The sequence below is a fragment of the Mesorhizobium sp. ANAO-SY3R2 genome (assembly GCF_042466635.1).
Classification (GTDB): Bacteria; Pseudomonadota; Alphaproteobacteria; order Rhizobiales; family Rhizobiaceae; genus Aminobacter.
In genome coordinates this window covers 1213611-1228924 of sequence record NZ_CP159955.1, presented here as the reverse complement: position 1 = coordinate 1228924, position 15314 = coordinate 1213611, and the positions used below count along the sequence as shown (strand labels likewise).

Here is a 15314-nt window from a genome sequence, read left to right as displayed (position 1 = left end):
TCAAAATGGGCATTGTCGGCGACCGAAGCACTTCCAGGCCTCATCGTCCCGGCCAAACCCGTCACTCAGACGAGCGTGTGTCGGGAAAAGAAAGGAGTTTCCTATGAAGGCCGTCAGATTGCACACATATGATGGACCACTAGCATTTGACGTGATTCCACTACCGGTCATCGCCGACAACGAGGTCTTGGTGAAGATCCAGAGCACTGCGATCAACCACCTTGATCTTGTTGAAGCCTCCGGCGTTGCCAGAAAGGCCTTTCCCATCGATCTGCCGTGGACTCCGGGACATGAGTTCTCTGGCGTCGTCGAACGGGTCGGCAAGGATGCCAGCGGCTTTGCCCCGGGCGATCCTGTGTTTGGAAACAGCACGTCTGGCGCCTTCGCGGAGTATTTGGCCGTCAAGCCGGCCGCGATCGTTGGGAAGCCTCTCAACCTGTCGTTCGACGAAGCTGCGTCAGTTCCCGTCGCCGCACAGACGGCATGGCAAGGCATCTTCACCCATGGCCATCTCCAAACTGGGCAGACCATCCTGATCCACGGCGGTGCGGGCGCTGTCGGAGCCTATGCGGTTCAATTTGCCGCTCGAGCCGGCGCCACCGTCGTTGTGACGGCAAGCGGTGACGATGAAGCCTATCTGAAGGCGATAGGCGCCAACCGCGTCATCGATTACCGAACGTCCAAATTCGAGACGGAGCTAGCCGACAAGGTAGACGTCGTGTTCGACTTGATCGGCGGCGACACCCAGCAACGCTCGTTTCAGGTACTCAAGAAAGGCGGTCACCTAGTTGCAGCCAACCAGCCCGTGTCGCAGGAGGAAGCCGCCAAGCACGGCGTGACAGGCACAATGATGAACCTCACGCCGTCCGCAGAGCTCCTGGGCCGCATCGCCACCATGCTTGAGGATGGCCGCCTCCGGACGGATGTCGCGACCGTTTATGCGCTCGCCGACGTGGCTCAGGCTTGGAGTGCTATGGCCGGAGGTCCAGCGTCCGCAGCGAAGACACGTCCGCGACACGGCAAGGTGGTCCTTCGCGTTGCATAAGATGGCGCGACTGTGAGTATTTCGTCGTCCATTACCTCCTCCTCTAGCCCGGCGACTACCGCAATTGGCACGATGGATGTTGCTCTGCTGAACATGCCCCCACCATGACGGATGGATCATCTGTTCGCAGTAAACGCCTGCGTCTCCAGGCGTCTCATGAAGCGGCCGGGCGGCAGGCCGACATGGCGGCTGAAGGCTGTGCTGAACGTGCTTGCAGAGCCATAGCCGGTGCGTCTGGCGACCTCGTCGAGCGCCATCCCTCCGTCGCGCAACAGGTTCTTGGCGACGGCCATGCGCCAGGAGAGCAAATACTCCATCGGACGAACCCCGACCATGCGGAGGAAGCGGTCGAAGAAGGCGGAACGGGACATGCCCGCCTCGCGCGCAAGATCCGGGATGGTCCAGGACCGTTCGACATCGCCGTGCATCCGGCGCAGGGCGGCGGCGATGCGGGGATCGGCCAAGCCGCGCAGGAGGCTTGCCTGGGCTTCTTGCACGGGGGCGGCCCGAAGGGCCTCGATCAATAGGACTTCCACGAGGCGCTCGAGGATGAGGTCGCGCCCGATGTTGTCGCATGCCGCCTCTTCGCCGACCAGACGCACCAACTGGGTCAAACGCGGAATGCCGCGGATGTGGATCATGCGCGGCAGGAGCGAGACCAGGAGTGCCGCGTCGGGAGAGCCGAAGGAGAAATAGCCACCGAATTGCCGGACGTCTGGTGGACCCGCCTGCCGACCGTGGCGGATCTCCGCCTCGGGTGGCGCTGCTGACTTCGGGTCAATGCGCAATGGAGGCGCGGGGTCGAAACCGGACATGGTGAAGGCCGGTGTGGCAGGCAGCAGAACGAAGTCCCCCTCTTCGAGGACGACCGGCGCCTCGCCATCGACGGAAAGGCGGCATCGCCCCTCGATCACAGCGCAAAAGCCCGGCTGTCCGAACTCGGCATAGCGCACCGCCCAGCGACCGGCGCCGCTGATCCCTTTCGAGAACACGGCGCGGGGTCGCAGAAGCTGGATCACCTCGGAAAGCGGATCGGCCATCTCGGACTAACGCCAACAGAATTTGGACTGCTGATTGAGGATAGTCCTGATGATGCCCGTAAGATCGGACGCGTCAACTTCAAACACAGGAGACCGACATGAAGACCGTCCTTATCACCGGCTGCTCGTCTGGTTATGGGCTGGAAACCGCCCGTCACTTCCACGCGCGTGGCTGGAGCGTCATTGCCACCATGCGCAACCCGCGCCAGGCAGGGCTTCCCCAATCCGAGCGCGTCCGCATCCTGCCGCTTGACGTCACCAGCCCTGAAAGCATCGCGGCGGCGATCGAGGCGGCGGGGCCAATCGACGTTTTGGTGAACAACGCCGGCATCGGCGTGGTCGGGGCATTCGAGGCGACGCCGATGTCGCATGTGCGCAAGGTGTTCGAGACCAACACCTTCGGCGTCATGGCGATGACACAGGCGGTGATCCCGCAGATGCGGGCACGCCGTTCGGGTGTCATCGTGAACGTCACCTCCAGCGTGACGCTTGCATCAATGCCGCTGGCGGCAGCCTATACGGCCAGCAAGCAGGCGATCGCTGGCTTCACCGGATCACTGGCGCATGAACTGGGCGCCTTCGGTGTGCGGGCCAAGCTGGTTGAGCCCGGCTATGCGCCGACGACGCGGTTCACGGCCAACACCGATATTCCTGTTGTGGAGCTGATCCCCGAGGCCTATGCGGATTTCGCGCGCCCCATCTTTGCCGAATTCGCCCACCCGGCGCTGACGACCAAGGAAAGCGACGTGGCCGCGGCGGTGCTGCAAGCAGCCACGGACGCCTCGGACCGTCTGCACTATCCGGCAGGCCCCGACGCCGTTGCCCTCGCTCATGTGGCCTAAAGTGCTTTGGCACCGATCATCTAGGTGTCGCTTTGATCGGTGCCCCGAAGCCCTCCCGTTTGCTGCTGGACCAGCGCTCGGCCAGCATTGCCCAATCGCCTCGGCGACAATTCCCGTGGGTCGCGCTCGCGCCAGAAACTGTCCGCAGCGGCCTGGCTGGGAATGACATCTGCCGGGATGCCATCCTCGTCACCCAAGGCGGAGCTTTATGCAGCGCCAGCCTGCGTTCTCGCCTAAGGTGATTGGAACAATGCTTTTGAACAGTGCCCACTCTTCCAGGGGTGACGCGGCGCGCTACATCTCTTCGTTGGGACTTTAAACCCGAAAGGGAGAACGACCATGGCCAAACTGCTGTCCGAAAGTCTCGCCGAGATGTCTGCACATGCGAAAGAGGCCGAAGACCATATTGCCGCCGCGCAAAAGGAAGCCCACGACAAGATCGTCGCTCGCAGGGAGCAATCGCGCGCCACCGTGGAGGCCTCGATAGCGAAAGTGAATCAGGACATGCACGCCGTCGGCAGCGCCCTCGCCGAAAAATGGAAGGCGGTGCAGGCGAAGATCAACGCGGACAAGGCGGCCCTCAAGGCGAACATTGCCGAACGAAAGCATGAGATGGACGTCAAGCACGCCGAAAATCACGCCAAGGCATTGGAAATGGAGGCTTCGCTGGCAATCGACTACGCCGTCGCATCGATCGACCAAGCCGAACTGGCCGTCTACGACGCCATTGTTGCCCGCGCAGAGGCAAACAGGGCAAAGTCTTAGCCTGCAAACTGTCACGCTCGCCGCCCAACAGGGTTGTCGCGGCCAGTCCCCAAGACCTAGTCCAGCGCTTTCGGACCATCCACTGGACGCCAATACGTTCGGGCGCGCCAACTGACACTCGAGACCAAAGCGACTGACCAGGTGGGAGTCGATGGACCCTCCCTGTTCAGCCTGCAGGGTAGTCATCGGAAACCGTTGGTTCAGTGGATTGACCTCGCGGCCTTGATGATCACGTCGGCCATTTCGCGCGACTTGGTCCTGGCGATGACGTGGCTGCCCTGGAGTTCGGTGGTGTCCGCGTGGATAGCAGCCGACATCGTTACGCGGAGGCGCAGCTCGCACGGGCATCCAGTTTGGCGCGCAGTAGGAAGTGATTGCTTCCTTGCCTGATTGTCATAGCGCCGCGCGGCACTAGTTGCAGTGCTACTTTGACCGCGCAGGAGGATGATATGTCAGCAGCTTCGCTTTCTCCTACCCGCCGCGAACTCCTCGCCGCCGCAGCCACCGCCGGCGCCATCAGCTTGGTCCCCGGAGCACTACGCGAGGCACTGGCCGACAAAGCGATCCGCCCCTTCACGGTCAACGTCCCGCAAGCCGAGATAGATGAACTTCGTCGGCGCATCGCTGCCACACGTTGGCCCGAGCGCGAGACCGTCGGCGACCAGTCCCAGGGCATTCGGCTCGAAAAGCTCAAGCCGCTCGTCGAATACTGGGGCACCAGCTACGATTGGCGCAAGGCGGAAGCCAAGTTGAACTCGCTACCACAGTTCATAACCGAGATCGACGGCCTCGATATCCACTTCATCCATATCCGCTCGAAGCATCCCAAAGCCCTGCCGCTGATCATGACGCATGGTTGGCCTGGCTCGGTGTTGGAGCTTCTCAAGGCTGCCGGCCCGCTCACGGACCCGACTGTCCATGGTGGAGCCGCCGTAGACGCATTCGATCTCGTCTTGCCATCAATGCCTGGCTATGGCTTCTCCGGCAAACCGACGGCCGCCGGCTGGGGTGTCGACCGCATCGCAAAGACCTGGGTGGAGTTGATGAACCACCTGGGCTACACCCGCTACGTCGCCCAGGGTGGCGACTGGGGCTCTCCTGTCTCCGGCGCCATGGCGCGCCAGGCCCCCGCTGGTCTGCTTGGCATCCACATCAACCTGCCGGCGGTCGTGCCGCCTGAGATCGCCACAGTGCTCGCGGCCGGCGGACCGGCACCTACGGGGCTATCCGACAAGGAACGGACAGCGTTTGACGCTCTCAGTTCAGCCGCCAGAAAAGGCAACAGATCCTACGCCGTCATGATGGGCAGCCGGCCTGAAACGATCGGCTATTCGATAACGGACTCGCCAGCTGGGCTCGCGGCGTGGATGCTCGGCCATCCAGGCTTCACGAATTGGACATACGACAGCAGCGATCCCGAAAAATCGCCGGATGAGGTGCTGGACGACATCACGCTCTATTGGGTGACTGGCACTGCGACCTCGGCGGCACGGCTGTACTGGGAGCACGCCGGGGCAAGCCCCATCTTTGCGGCCGCTCAGAAGACGTCCGAGATTTCGCTGCCGGTTGCCATCACAGTCTTTCCGGGCGAGAGCTACCAGGCCCCTGAGACCTGGGCCCGGCGCGCTTATCGCAACCTCAGTTATTTCCACGAGGTCGACAAGGGCGGCCACTTCGCCGCGTGGGAGGAGCCGGAGCTCTTCTCGGCTGAGCTGCGGGCGGCCTTCCGGCCACTGCGGTAGCCGAAATGAGATGAGTTGAGCGGTCCGTCGCCGGCTCATATTGGCTGATCTCACCACCCAGCGGAGGAGCCATGTCACCCGCAATCAACGACGAACCCAGCGGGCGCGAACGGGAGCTGCGAGGCCAAACAGTTGTCGTCATCGGGGGCAGCTCCGGTATCGGGCTTGAAACTGCGAGGCGCGTTCGAACTGAGGGTGCCGATGTCATCGTCACGTGGCGCGATCGCCAACGACTGGAGCAAGCGGCGCGTGCGGTCGGCACTGAGCACGTCGCCGCATTCGACGCCAACGATGCGCCTTCCCTGCAGTCATTCTTCCACAATCTGTTTGGGGGTTTGGCAAGCGCTACGAGGCTCCCATCCGTTCGCTTGGATGGATTGATGAGAAGGTAGGGAGAGCGAGACGGGGCAGCGCAAGCCGGACTCGGCACCAAACGGAGAAAAGCCATGTCTCACACGGTATCGACCTTGTTGCTTCGCAATCTCCACGACGTGTTCGGTGAGATTGACCCCGTGCGTCGGCGCGCAACGATCGATGAGATCTTCCACGAAGACGCTGTGTTCTACGACCCCAACGATGGCATTTACCTAGGCCGCGACGAGATCGACCGCATTGCGGGCGCGATCAAGGCTACTCATCCTGACTTCCGGTATCAGCCGCTTTCGCCGCCTGAAGAGAGCGGCGACGGCGGTCGGGTCCGTTGGGTGTCGGGCAGTCCTGGCAAGCCGCCGGCTTACGCCGGAACCGATTTCATGATCGTCCGGGACGGCAAGATTGCCGCCATCTATCTCTTCTTTGACGAACTTCCGCGGCCTGAGCATGGCTAAACACCCATACCGGAACCGCCCTGCTCGGCCTCGGGATCCAAGTATCGACTTCACGGCCAAGGTAAAGCTAGGCGTGCTTGGCCCCCACGGCGCCCACTGCGCGCAGATCGCCCGCATTCCGTACCTCGAAATCTTTCGCGCTAGCGTGCATGGAAGTGCATCGATTGAGGGCGTGACACAATCCAATCCCATGCCATCCGAAGGTCCGACCAAAGCTAGTAGAAGCGCGGGATCGGGCCGTTCTGCGCTGTGGTGCGGTCACCGAGGTCGATGAACACCTCGTCGACATAGCACCACCCCCAACCTTCCGGCGGGTCGTAGCCCTCAATGATCGGATGGCGGGTCGCGTGAAAATGCTTGGTGGCGTGTCGGTTGGGCGAGTCGTCGCAGCAGCCGACATGGCCGCAGCTACGGCAGATCCGCAAATGCACCCATGCCGATCCGCTCTTCAGGCATTCCTCGCAGCCGAGTGCGCTCGGCGTGACGTCCTTGATGTCTCTCGTATGCCTGCATTCATCCATCACGGTCTCCTCGCCACTTCGGGCACAACGGTGCGGCCGCCGTTCTGCGCAAGATAGGCATGCAGCGCCACCACCACCTGGGCTCCTTCGCCGACGGCGGCAGCGACACGCTTGATGGAGCCGCAGCGGACGTCGCCGATGGCAAACACGCCACGACGGCTTGTCTCCAGCAGGCCGGTCGTCGGCGTCAGATCCGGTCCGGTGCGCACGAAGCCCTTGGCGTCGAGTGCCACGTCGCAGTTCACCAGCCAGTCCGTGTTCGGGTCGGCGCCAATGAACAAAAAGACATGACTTATGGCGCGTGTCGTTTCCCTCCCGGTGGCATGGTTGCGCCAGCGCACCTTGTCGAGACTGCCGCCATGACCTTCAAGCGCCTCGATCTCGGTCTCTGTTAGTACCTCGATGTTCGGCTGTGCCGCGATCCGCTCGACCAGATAGCGGGACATGGTTTCATCGAGACTGCCGCGGCGCGCCAATAGCGTCACCTTCTTCGCATGGCTGGCCAGATAGACAGCCCCCTGACCGGCCGAATTGCCGGCGCCGACCAGGGCCACTTCCCTGCCCTCGCAAAGCCGTGTCTCGATCGGCGAAGCCCAATAGTGCACCGACGCCCCCTCGAACTGCGCCAGGTTCGGGATCTCGAGGCGACGATAGCGTGCCCCGCTGGCGATCACCACGGTGCGCGTCCGCACGGTCTCGCCGTCACCCACATCGAGCGCGTAGCGGGCGCCTGATTTCTCGGCAGCGGCACTGAGCAGCTTCACCTCGTCGGGTATCACCAATTCGGCGCCGAACTTCTGTGCCTGGTTGTAGGCGCGCGCCATCAGCGCCATTCCCGAAATGCCGGTCGGGAAGCCAAGATAGTTTTCGATGCGCGAGGAAGCGCCTGCCTGCCCGCCGAAGGCGCGGCAGTCGAGCACGATCGTCGAAAGCCCTTCCGAGGCCGCATAGACCGCGGCTGCCAGCCCCGCGGGGCCTGCGCCGACAATGGCCACGTCATAGACTTTGTTGGCATCCACCGGCCGCAGCAGGCCGAGGCAGCGGGCGAGGTCGTTGTCGCGCGGATTGTGCAACAGCTTGCCGTTTGGCGAGAGCACGATCGGCAGGTGGTGCGGATCGATGTGGAAGCGCTCGATCAGGGTCTTGGCGCAAGGATCGGTGTCGGAATCGAGGGCACGGTGGGGCAAGCCGGTGCGGGTCAGAAAGCCCTGCAGCCGCAGCACATCGCCGTTGCCGTGCGGGCCGATGATGATCGGCCCGCTGATGCCACTCTCCAGGAGGCCGACGCGGCGCAGGATCAGGGCTCGCATGACGCGCTCGCCGAGACTGGCCTCCTGCACCATCAGGTCCCGTAGACGCTGCGACGGAATGACAACGGCGTCGACTGGTTCGGTTGCCTCGGCATTTACCAACGAGGGGCGGTCCGAAAGCTGCGCCAATTCGCCGATGAAGTTTCCCGGGCCGCAGGTGATGATCGCTTCGCGCTGCCCTAATCCGCCATCCTGCGTGAGGTCGGCCCTGCCCGACAGGATGACGATCAGCCCGGGCGACACCTCGCCGGCCGTGACGATACGTTCACCGGCTGCATAGGATCTGGCCTCGCCAAAGCGGCGCATGCGCTCGACATCCGCATCGGCCAGAACGGGAAACATCTGGTCACGACGGGCGTCGATGGTCGAGCTTGCAGCAGGAGCCATGTGACGATCGTACCGCTACAGTGGCGAGGTTTGAAGTGGCTTGTTGTCGCCATCGGTGGGGGGCGGGAGCGCCGGCTCTCGCCGACCGTCCACGCAACCGTCTCTCGTTCAGTCGGCGACGGGGTAGGATTGAGGAGCGCAGGCAGCATTATTGCCCGCTCTCCTCAATAATCTGACCCGCATCTAGGATGGGTTCGCCGCCGTTTTTCTTGGCGTTCTGTGGGGAGAACTCGTGCCCGAGCAAAATCCCAATCTCGCCATCGTTTGGTATCACCGCGCCATTGCTTACTTCCCCGCCTACGCAAAGGCGCGTGTGCACCTGGCGGAAATCTACGCAAGCCAGGGTCAACCCGCCAATGCGGAGGCGTTGCTCATCCCGGCGCTTTCGAGCCGCGACCCGGAGGTTGATTGGCGTCTTGCAGACGTGCTGATCGCGCAACAGCGCTTCGAAGAAGCTGAGATCCAGCTTGAGACTGCTCGGTCGGGCTTCGAACACCTTCTGGAAAGACACTTATACGCCTTTGCCGACCATGCCGCGGAGTTCTACGCCGGTATCGGCAAAGATCGAAGGCGCGCGCTTGAACCCGCACGCGCGAATGTCGCCAATCGTCCAACACGCCGTGCGGTCAAGCAGGTGCAGGCGATCACGTCGCAGTGCGCAGAGGGAGAGAGAACGCGTCAGGAACCTTCCTGTTCGAGCCGGGGCGCCTAGTCGCCGAGAACGTTTGCCAATGCATCGCGGCTTGCTGAAGGCCGCGACGCACTTTCCCGGGTGTGGATTATGGCACTCGGGAACGATCTTCAAAGACGGCGCATCAACCCTTGATGAAGGCGAGCAAATCGGCGTTTGTCGTTTCAGCCTCGGTGGTCGGCATGCCGTGTGGGAAGCCTTTGTAGGTCTTCAAGGTGCCGTTCTTCAGCAGCTTTGCCGACAGCGGGGCGGAATCGGCATACGGCACGATCTGGTCGTCATCGCCATGCATCACCAGCACCGGGACGGTTATCTTCTTCAAGTCCTCGGTGAAGTCGGTCTGAGAGAAGGCGACGATGCCGTCATAGTGTGCCTTGGCGCCGCCCATCATGCCCTGGCGCCACCAATTCCAGACCACCGCCTGTGAAGGCTTCGCACCAGGCCGATTGTAGCCATAGAACGGCCCGGCCGCGAAATCATAATAGAACTGGGCCCGGTTAGCGGCCACTTGCGCCTGGAGGCCGTCGAATACATCTTTCGGCAAGCCGCCAGGATTGGCCTCCGTCTTCACCATGAGCGGCGGCACGGCGCTCAGGATCGCGGCCTTCGCCACCCGGCTTTCGCCATGGCGCGCTATGTAGTGGACGACTTCGCCGCCTCCGGTGGAGTGGCCGACATGGATGGCATCCTTGAGGTCGAGATAGGCGGTGAGTGCTGCCAGGTCATCGGCGTAGTGATCCATGTCGTGGCCGTCGCTGGTTTGTGTCGAGCGACCATGGCCTCGCCGGTCGTGAGCTATCACGCGGAATCCCTTGCTGAGGAAGAACAGCATCTGCGTGTCCCAATCGTCGGCCGAGAGCGGCCAGCCATGGCTGAAGACGATTGGCTGACCCGTGCCCCAGTCCTTGTAAAAGATCTCCGTGCCGTCACTGGTCGTGATCGTGTTCATTTCGCGCCTCCATTGCGGTTCAACCGGCCTGTTGCAACATCTGAGGATCGACCGGCATCTTGCGCAGACGCTTGCCGGTCGCGGCGAAGATGGCATTGGCGATCGCCGGGACGATCAACGAAGTCCCGGCCTCGCCCAATCCCCCGGGAGGCTCCTCGCTTTTGACGACGTGCACTTCGATCGCCGGGGCCTCGTTGATGCGGAGCATCTGGTAGGTGTCGAAGTTGGTCTGCTCGACGCGCCCGTTCTTCAGGGTGATTTCGCCGTAGAGCGCCGCGGTGGTGCCGAACATGATCCCGCTTTGGACCTGCGCCTGTACGGTGTCGGGATTGACGGCTGTGCCGGTATCGACCGCGCAGACCACGCGATGAACACGAACCGCGCCATCCTGCGACACCTCGACTTCGGCGACCTGGGCCAGGTAGCTGCCGAACACGAATTGCAGCGCAACGCCCCGCCCTCTTCCCTTCGGCATTACCTCCCCCCAGCCAGCCTTTTCCGCGGCGAGATCGAGGGCCGCCTTCGCCCGCGGCGAGTTGGAAAGAAGCGCCCTGCGATAGGCGACCGGGTCCTGCTTCGCCGCCGCCGCCATTTCGTCGATGAAGCTCTCGGTGACGAAGACATTGTGGGAGGGACCGACGCTGCGCCAGAAGGCCGTCGGGATGCCTGGCGGTTCGACGCGCACATATTCGACATGGAAGTTCGGCAGGTCATAGGGCAGATCGATGGCGCCTTCCGTCGTGTCGGGATCGAGGCCGCCCTTGAAGCCGGGGGGAAGCCATCGCGCGATGACCGAGGACCCGGCGAAGCGATTGGACCAGGCAACCGGCCTGCCCTCCCCGTCCAGTCCTGCGGAGATCCGATCGAACCAGTAGGGCCGATACATGTCGTGCTGGATATCTTCCTCGCGGGTCCACACGATCTTGACGGGGCCGTCGACATGGCTGGCGATCTGGACGGCGCGGACAGCGCCGTCCGCCTCCAGGCGACGTCCGAAGCCGCCGCCGATCAGGTGATTGTGGACGATGACCTTGTCCTGCGGCAGGCCCAGGGCCTCGGCGGCCATACGCTGGACACGGGCCACGGCCTGGCTGCCGATCCAGATTTCGCACTCGTCCTTGCGAAAATGCACCGTGCAGTTCATCGGCTCGAGCGCGGCGTGCGCCAGAAACGGCACCTCATAGCTCGCCTCGACCTTGGTCACGGCGCTCGCCATTGCCTTTGCGACATCGCCGATATTCTGCGCCACGGCGCCGGACCCGAGCGTTGCCTGTTCGAGCTGACGGGCAACCTGCTCCGTGTCGAGCCCGGCATTGGGGCCATCGTCCCACTCGATCTTGAGCGCTTCCAGGCCCTTCTTCGCGGCGCCCATGTGATCGGCGACGACGGCCACCGCATCGTCGAGCCGGACGACCTGATGCACGCCCTTGACGGCCTTGGCCGCCGTATCGTCGACGCTCTTCACGCGGCCACCGAAGGCTGGCGACTGCGCCAGGGTGGCGACCTTCACGCCCTCCGGACGGACGTCGATGCCATAGACCGCCGTCCCATCAACCTTGCCCGGCGCATCCAACCGTCTGACAGGGGTGCCGATCAGCTTGAAATCCCGGGGAGCCTTGAGCGGCACATTTTCGGGAACGGGCATTTTTGCCGCCTCGGCGGCCAGGTCGCCATAGCGAAGACGGCGGCCCGTCTGCACATGGATCACCTCGCCGTCCTGCGCGCGGCAGGCCGCCTGATCGACGCCCCAGCGCGCGGCTGCCGCCGCGACCAGCATTGTCCTTGCGACCGCACCGGCCTCGCGCATGGCTTTCCAGGCGCCGCGTATCGCGTTCGAATTGCCGGTCGCCTGCACGCCGAGCAACGGGTTGGCATAGAGCTTTTCGTTCGGTGGGGCATGCTCCAGGCGAACCTGCGCCAGGTTGACCTCGAGTTCCTCCGCAATCAGCATCGGGATCGCGGTGTAGGTGCCCTGCCCCATCTCGACGTAAGGCATGGTCATGACGACTTCGCCATCGCGACCGATACGAATGAACGCGTTGGGAACGAAATCGGCCGAACCAGCGGCTTCCCCCCGGCCAAATGGCAGCGCGAGACCAAGCATCAGCCCGCCACCGGCGGCAGCGCTGATCACCAGGAAGTTGCGGCGGGACAGATTGTGGTCGTCGGAGGGTGTGCGAGCGCGAGCCATGATCAGCCTCCATTCTTGCCGGCTTGCGCGGCGAGCTTGATCGCCTCGCGGATGCGGACATAGGTGCCGCAACGGCAGATATTGCCGCTCATCGCCTCGTCGATGTCGGCATCGCTCGGATCTGGATTACCCGCCAGCAGTGCCGCCGCCGACATGATCTGCCCGGACTGGCAATAGCCGCATTGCACGACCTGGTGATCGAGCCAGGCCTTCTGGATTGCGGCCCCGGCAGGGGTCGCGCCGATGGCTTCGATGGTCGTCACTTTCGACCCGCCGATGCTGTCGACTCGCGTGATGCAGGACCTGGTCGCGACGCCGTCGATATGTACGGTGCATGCGCCGCACAGCGCCATTCCACAACCGAACTTGGTGCCGGTCATGCCGATCACATCGCGCAGCACCCATAGCAATGGCGTGTCATCGTCGACATCGACGCTGTGCGGCTTTCCGTTGATCTCGATGGTAAAGGCCATGCTGTTTCCCTTTCCATTCCGCGTGGGTCCGGTGGTCACCGGTTGGTGCCCCCTTGGTGGTGCTAACAATCGGTGTCGACGTCGATCACCGCCTCGGCGAAGGCCTGGGGCGCCTCCTGGGGAAGGTTGTGGCCGATGCCGCCGGTGATGACGCGGTGCGCGTATCTGCCCGAGAACATCCTGGCATAGGCGCTCGCGTCCGGATGCGGCGCACCATTGGCGTCGCCCTCCAGTGTGACCGTCGGCACGCCGATGACAGGCCCCTGGGCGAGCCGCGCCTCCAGTCCGTCGAATTGTGCCTCGCCTTCGACCAGTCCAAGACGCCAGCGGTAGTTGTGGATGACAACCGCCACGTGATCCGGATTGTCGAAGGCGGCGGCGCTGCGCTCGAAGGTGGCGTCGTCGAAGTTCCATTGCGGCGAGGCCAGTTGCCAGATCAGCCTGGCAAAATCGCGCGTGTATATCGCGTAACCGGAGCGGCCGCGGTCGGTGGCGAAGTAATATTGGTACCACCACTGCAGCTCGGCCTTCGGCGGCAGCGGCACCTTGCCAAGCTGCTGGCTGCCGATGAGATAGCCGCTCACCGAGACCATCGCCTTGCAGCGCTCCGGCCAAAGCGCGGCCATGATGTTGGCCGTGCGGGCGCCCCAGTCGCAGCCGCCAATCGTGGCTTTGCCGATCTCGAGCGCGTCCATCAGCGCGATGATGTCGGCAGCGACCACCGACTGCTGACCGTTGCGCATCGTCGCGGCCGACAGGAAGCGCGTCATGCCGTAGCCGCGCAGATAAGGCACGATGACGCGGTATCCCCTCGACGCCAGGATGGGCGCGACATCCGCATAGGTGTGGATGTCGTAGGGCCAGCCGTGGAGCAGGATGACCGGTGGGCCATCGGCCGGCCCCAGATCAGCATAGCCGACGTTGAGCACGCCGGCGTCGATCTGCTTCAGCTGCCCGAACGACGTGTCCGAACCCGGCCCGGCCCGCGGGGACGTGGGCTGCACGGCGGCGGGCTGAGCACTCGCGGAAGCCATTCGCTCGAGCTGGACGGCCGCAAGCGCCGCTGCGGCATGCCCGAAGAAGCGGCGACGGTCGATGGGATCGGAAATCATGCGCATTTGCATATCTTCCCAGGTCTTCGCCGCGGGGCGGATCAACCGAAGGTGAAGGCAAACACCTCCACGCCTGGATCGAAAAACTCGATCTCGACTTCGCGGTCGCCGATCGGTGGCGGCTGCCTGATCAACTGGTACAGTCGCTGCTCGCTCGCGGTGCCAACGCCTTGCTCGTCGACATCGTTTCCATGGGCCGGTCCCGGCGGACCACCATCGATCAGCACGCGGAACCTCACGGGGCTTCCCGATGCTGCCGGTCCCATGACGAGATGAAGATCGCGGGCGTGGAAACGGTAGGCAATCTTGCCGCGAGCTCCATTCGACAGGGCGGCATCCTTCCTAATCGTCCAGTCGCCGGAAAGCCCCCATCCGTTCAGCGGCAGCTTTGCCGGCAGATCGTAGACGCGCGGCTTGTCCCTGGTCGCCGCACCGGGCGAGGTAAAATTCTGGGCCTTCTCGTAGCCGACGTAATTTTCCGGCGACATCAGGTTGCGCCAATCGGCGGCCACTTCCAGGCCCTGCGGATTTACCGAAACCGGGGTCCGGTCCAGTCCTGTGGCTCCCGCTTCGGTCAGCAGTGCCTGGATGACCATTTCCGACTGTTCGTATGAGCCCTCGCCGAAATACTGGTGTCGCAGGCGGCCCTGGGCGTCGATGAAGTAGAGCGCCGGCCAGTACTGGTTGCTGAAGCCATCCCAAATGCGATGGTTGCTGTCGACGGCGACCGGATAGTCGATTCGCATCGCCTTGACGGACGCGCGGACGTTGTCGACGCTCTTCTCGAACGCGAACTCCGGCGCATGGACACCGACCACCACCAGCCCCTTGTCCTTGTACTTGTCGGCCCACGCCCGGACATAAGGAAGCGTTCGGCGCCAGTTGATGCAGGTCAGGGTCCAGAAATCGACCAGGACGACCTTGCCGCGCAGATCGGTTTCGGTCAGCGGCGGCGAATTGATCCAGTCGTTGGCGAGATCGAGAGAGGCCAGTTCGGACCGACTGGCAGCCCGACCGGCGAAGAGCCCATGCAGGAACGGAACTCGTATCCCGGCGGCTGGCGGCGGCCGCGGCGCGCTGCTTTCGGCAGCAAAGCCGGCCGTTGGTGCCGCGATCGCCATGACGACCATCGCGGCGAGCAAGAGGTGGTCGATCTCCATGCGGGATCCCTTCTGCTATGGATGCTGCTGCTCGAAGGCGGAGCTCGACGCGCCGAGCCCTCGGAACAGTCAGCGCAGCGGCCGAAACGCGGTTCGCAACTCGGTGGCGGCCACGGGCCGGCGCAGTTCGATGAACTCCTCCTATGGGTTTTCGGCGGTGAACGGGCGAATTGAATTCTGTTCGGCTGCAGTGGCCTTCCCTGCGGACAGGCTGGCACCTCCAGGGGCAGCGGCAAACGCTTCGCGCTGCGTAGCCGCC

The 15314-nt window shown here is 63.5% G+C and carries 15 protein-coding genes; 7 read left to right on the top strand and 8 right to left on the bottom strand.

Annotated elements, in window-relative coordinates:
- The first annotated feature begins 103 nt into the window (after window positions 1-103).
- Window positions 104-1045, top strand: coding sequence for an NADP-dependent oxidoreductase (locus ABSY17_RS10635; protein ID WP_378950083.1), 942 nt, complete (start codon window positions 104-106; stop codon window positions 1043-1045).
- Window positions 1046-1161: 116 nt separating this feature from the next.
- Here ABSY17_RS10635 and ABSY17_RS10630 read toward each other — a convergent pair whose 3' ends face one another.
- Window positions 1162-2085, bottom strand: a complete 924-nt coding sequence (locus ABSY17_RS10630) for a cupin domain-containing protein (protein WP_378950082.1) — start codon at window positions 2083-2085, stop codon at window positions 1162-1164.
- 98 nt (window positions 2086-2183) lie between these two features.
- Between ABSY17_RS10630 and ABSY17_RS10625 the strand changes: the two genes are divergently transcribed.
- The 5 genes from ABSY17_RS10625 (at window position 2184) to ABSY17_RS10605 (ending at window position 6261) form a co-directional block, all read left to right on the top strand.
- A complete protein-coding gene (locus ABSY17_RS10625) occupies window positions 2184-2927 on the top strand; it encodes an SDR family oxidoreductase (RefSeq protein ID WP_378950080.1) in 744 nt (247 codons plus the stop codon).
- Window positions 2928-3266: 339 nt separating this feature from the next.
- Window positions 3267-3692: a hypothetical protein gene (locus ABSY17_RS10620; protein ID WP_378950078.1), complete on the top strand. Its 426-nt coding sequence runs from the start codon at window positions 3267-3269 to the stop codon at window positions 3690-3692.
- Between the two features lie 449 nt (window positions 3693-4141).
- On the top strand, window positions 4142-5434 hold the full coding sequence (locus ABSY17_RS10615; protein ID WP_378950076.1) for an epoxide hydrolase family protein: 1293 nt from the start codon (window positions 4142-4144) through the stop codon (window positions 5432-5434).
- Window positions 5435-5505: 71 nt separating this feature from the next.
- Entirely contained in the window at window positions 5506-5826 is a 321-nt protein-coding gene (locus ABSY17_RS10610) for an SDR family NAD(P)-dependent oxidoreductase (RefSeq protein WP_378950075.1), read from the top strand.
- Between the two features lie 54 nt (window positions 5827-5880).
- Window positions 5881-6261 (top strand): nuclear transport factor 2 family protein, encoded by a 381-nt coding sequence (locus ABSY17_RS10605; protein WP_378950073.1) that lies wholly within the window; start codon window positions 5881-5883, stop codon window positions 6259-6261.
- A gap of 215 nt (window positions 6262-6476) precedes the next feature.
- Here ABSY17_RS10605 and ABSY17_RS10600 read toward each other — a convergent pair whose 3' ends face one another.
- Entirely contained in the window at window positions 6477-6782 is a 306-nt protein-coding gene (locus tag ABSY17_RS10600) for a UBP-type zinc finger domain-containing protein (protein ID WP_378950071.1), read from the bottom strand.
- On the bottom strand, window positions 6782-8479 hold the full coding sequence (locus ABSY17_RS10595; protein WP_378950069.1) for an FAD-dependent oxidoreductase: 1698 nt from the start codon (window positions 8477-8479) through the stop codon (window positions 6782-6784). The genes ABSY17_RS10600 and ABSY17_RS10595 overlap by 1 nt, the downstream gene beginning before the upstream one ends.
- 232 nt (window positions 8480-8711) lie before the next feature.
- On the opposite strand from ABSY17_RS10595, the gene ABSY17_RS10590 reads away from it, so the two are divergent.
- Window positions 8712-9191, top strand: a complete 480-nt coding sequence (locus ABSY17_RS10590; RefSeq protein WP_378950068.1) for a tetratricopeptide repeat protein — start codon at window positions 8712-8714, stop codon at window positions 9189-9191.
- 103 nt (window positions 9192-9294) lie between these two features.
- Here ABSY17_RS10590 and ABSY17_RS10585 read toward each other — a convergent pair whose 3' ends face one another.
- From ABSY17_RS10585 to ABSY17_RS10565, 5 genes are all read right to left on the bottom strand, one after another.
- Window positions 9295-10119 carry an alpha/beta fold hydrolase gene (locus tag ABSY17_RS10585; protein ID WP_378950066.1) on the bottom strand — a complete coding sequence of 275 codons (825 nt, stop codon included), beginning with the start codon at window positions 10117-10119 and terminating at the stop codon, window positions 9295-9297.
- Between the two features lie 19 nt (window positions 10120-10138).
- Window positions 10139-12310 carry a molybdopterin cofactor-binding domain-containing protein gene (locus ABSY17_RS10580; RefSeq protein WP_378950064.1) on the bottom strand — a complete coding sequence of 724 codons (2172 nt, stop codon included), beginning with the start codon at window positions 12308-12310 and terminating at the stop codon, window positions 10139-10141.
- A 2-nt stretch (window positions 12311-12312) separates the two neighbouring features.
- A complete protein-coding gene (locus ABSY17_RS10575; RefSeq protein ID WP_378950062.1) occupies window positions 12313-12783 on the bottom strand; it encodes a (2Fe-2S)-binding protein in 471 nt (156 codons plus the stop codon).
- Between the two features lie 62 nt (window positions 12784-12845).
- On the bottom strand, window positions 12846-13892 hold the full coding sequence (locus ABSY17_RS10570; RefSeq protein ID WP_378952577.1) for an alpha/beta fold hydrolase: 1047 nt from the start codon (window positions 13890-13892) through the stop codon (window positions 12846-12848).
- A 44-nt stretch (window positions 13893-13936) separates the two neighbouring features.
- On the bottom strand, window positions 13937-15055 hold the full coding sequence (locus tag ABSY17_RS10565) for a redoxin domain-containing protein (protein ID WP_378950060.1): 1119 nt from the start codon (window positions 15053-15055) through the stop codon (window positions 13937-13939).
- Window positions 15056-15314: the final 259 nt, after the last annotated feature.

Bases quoted from the DNA above. Each gene is read 5' to 3' on its own strand.
- ABSY17_RS10615 (WP_378950076.1), top strand. From the start codon at position 4,142: ATGTCAGCAGCTTCGCTTTCTCCTACCCGCCGCGAACTCCTCGCCGCC.
- ABSY17_RS10610 (WP_378950075.1), top strand. From the start codon at position 5,506: ATGTCACCCGCAATCAACGACGAACCCAGCGGGCGCGAACGGGAGCTG.
- ABSY17_RS10580 (WP_378950064.1), bottom strand. From the start codon at position 12,310: ATGGCTCGCGCTCGCACACCCTCCGACGACCACAATCTGTCCCGCCGC.
- ABSY17_RS10565 (WP_378950060.1), bottom strand. From the start codon at position 15,055: ATGGAGATCGACCACCTCTTGCTCGCCGCGATGGTCGTCATGGCGATC.
- ABSY17_RS10625 (WP_378950080.1), top strand. From the start codon at position 2,184: ATGAAGACCGTCCTTATCACCGGCTGCTCGTCTGGTTATGGGCTGGAA.
- ABSY17_RS10600 (WP_378950071.1), bottom strand. From the start codon at position 6,782: ATGGATGAATGCAGGCATACGAGAGACATCAAGGACGTCACGCCGAGC.
- ABSY17_RS10605 (WP_378950073.1), top strand. From the start codon at position 5,881: ATGTCTCACACGGTATCGACCTTGTTGCTTCGCAATCTCCACGACGTG.
- ABSY17_RS10635 (WP_378950083.1), top strand. From the start codon at position 104: ATGAAGGCCGTCAGATTGCACACATATGATGGACCACTAGCATTTGAC.
- ABSY17_RS10630 (WP_378950082.1), bottom strand. From the start codon at position 2,085: ATGGCCGATCCGCTTTCCGAGGTGATCCAGCTTCTGCGACCCCGCGCC.
- ABSY17_RS10575 (WP_378950062.1), bottom strand. From the start codon at position 12,783: ATGGCCTTTACCATCGAGATCAACGGAAAGCCGCACAGCGTCGATGTC.
- ABSY17_RS10620 (WP_378950078.1), top strand. From the start codon at position 3,267: ATGGCCAAACTGCTGTCCGAAAGTCTCGCCGAGATGTCTGCACATGCG.
- ABSY17_RS10595 (WP_378950069.1), bottom strand. From the start codon at position 8,479: ATGGCTCCTGCTGCAAGCTCGACCATCGACGCCCGTCGTGACCAGATG.
- ABSY17_RS10585 (WP_378950066.1), bottom strand. From the start codon at position 10,119: ATGAACACGATCACGACCAGTGACGGCACGGAGATCTTTTACAAGGAC.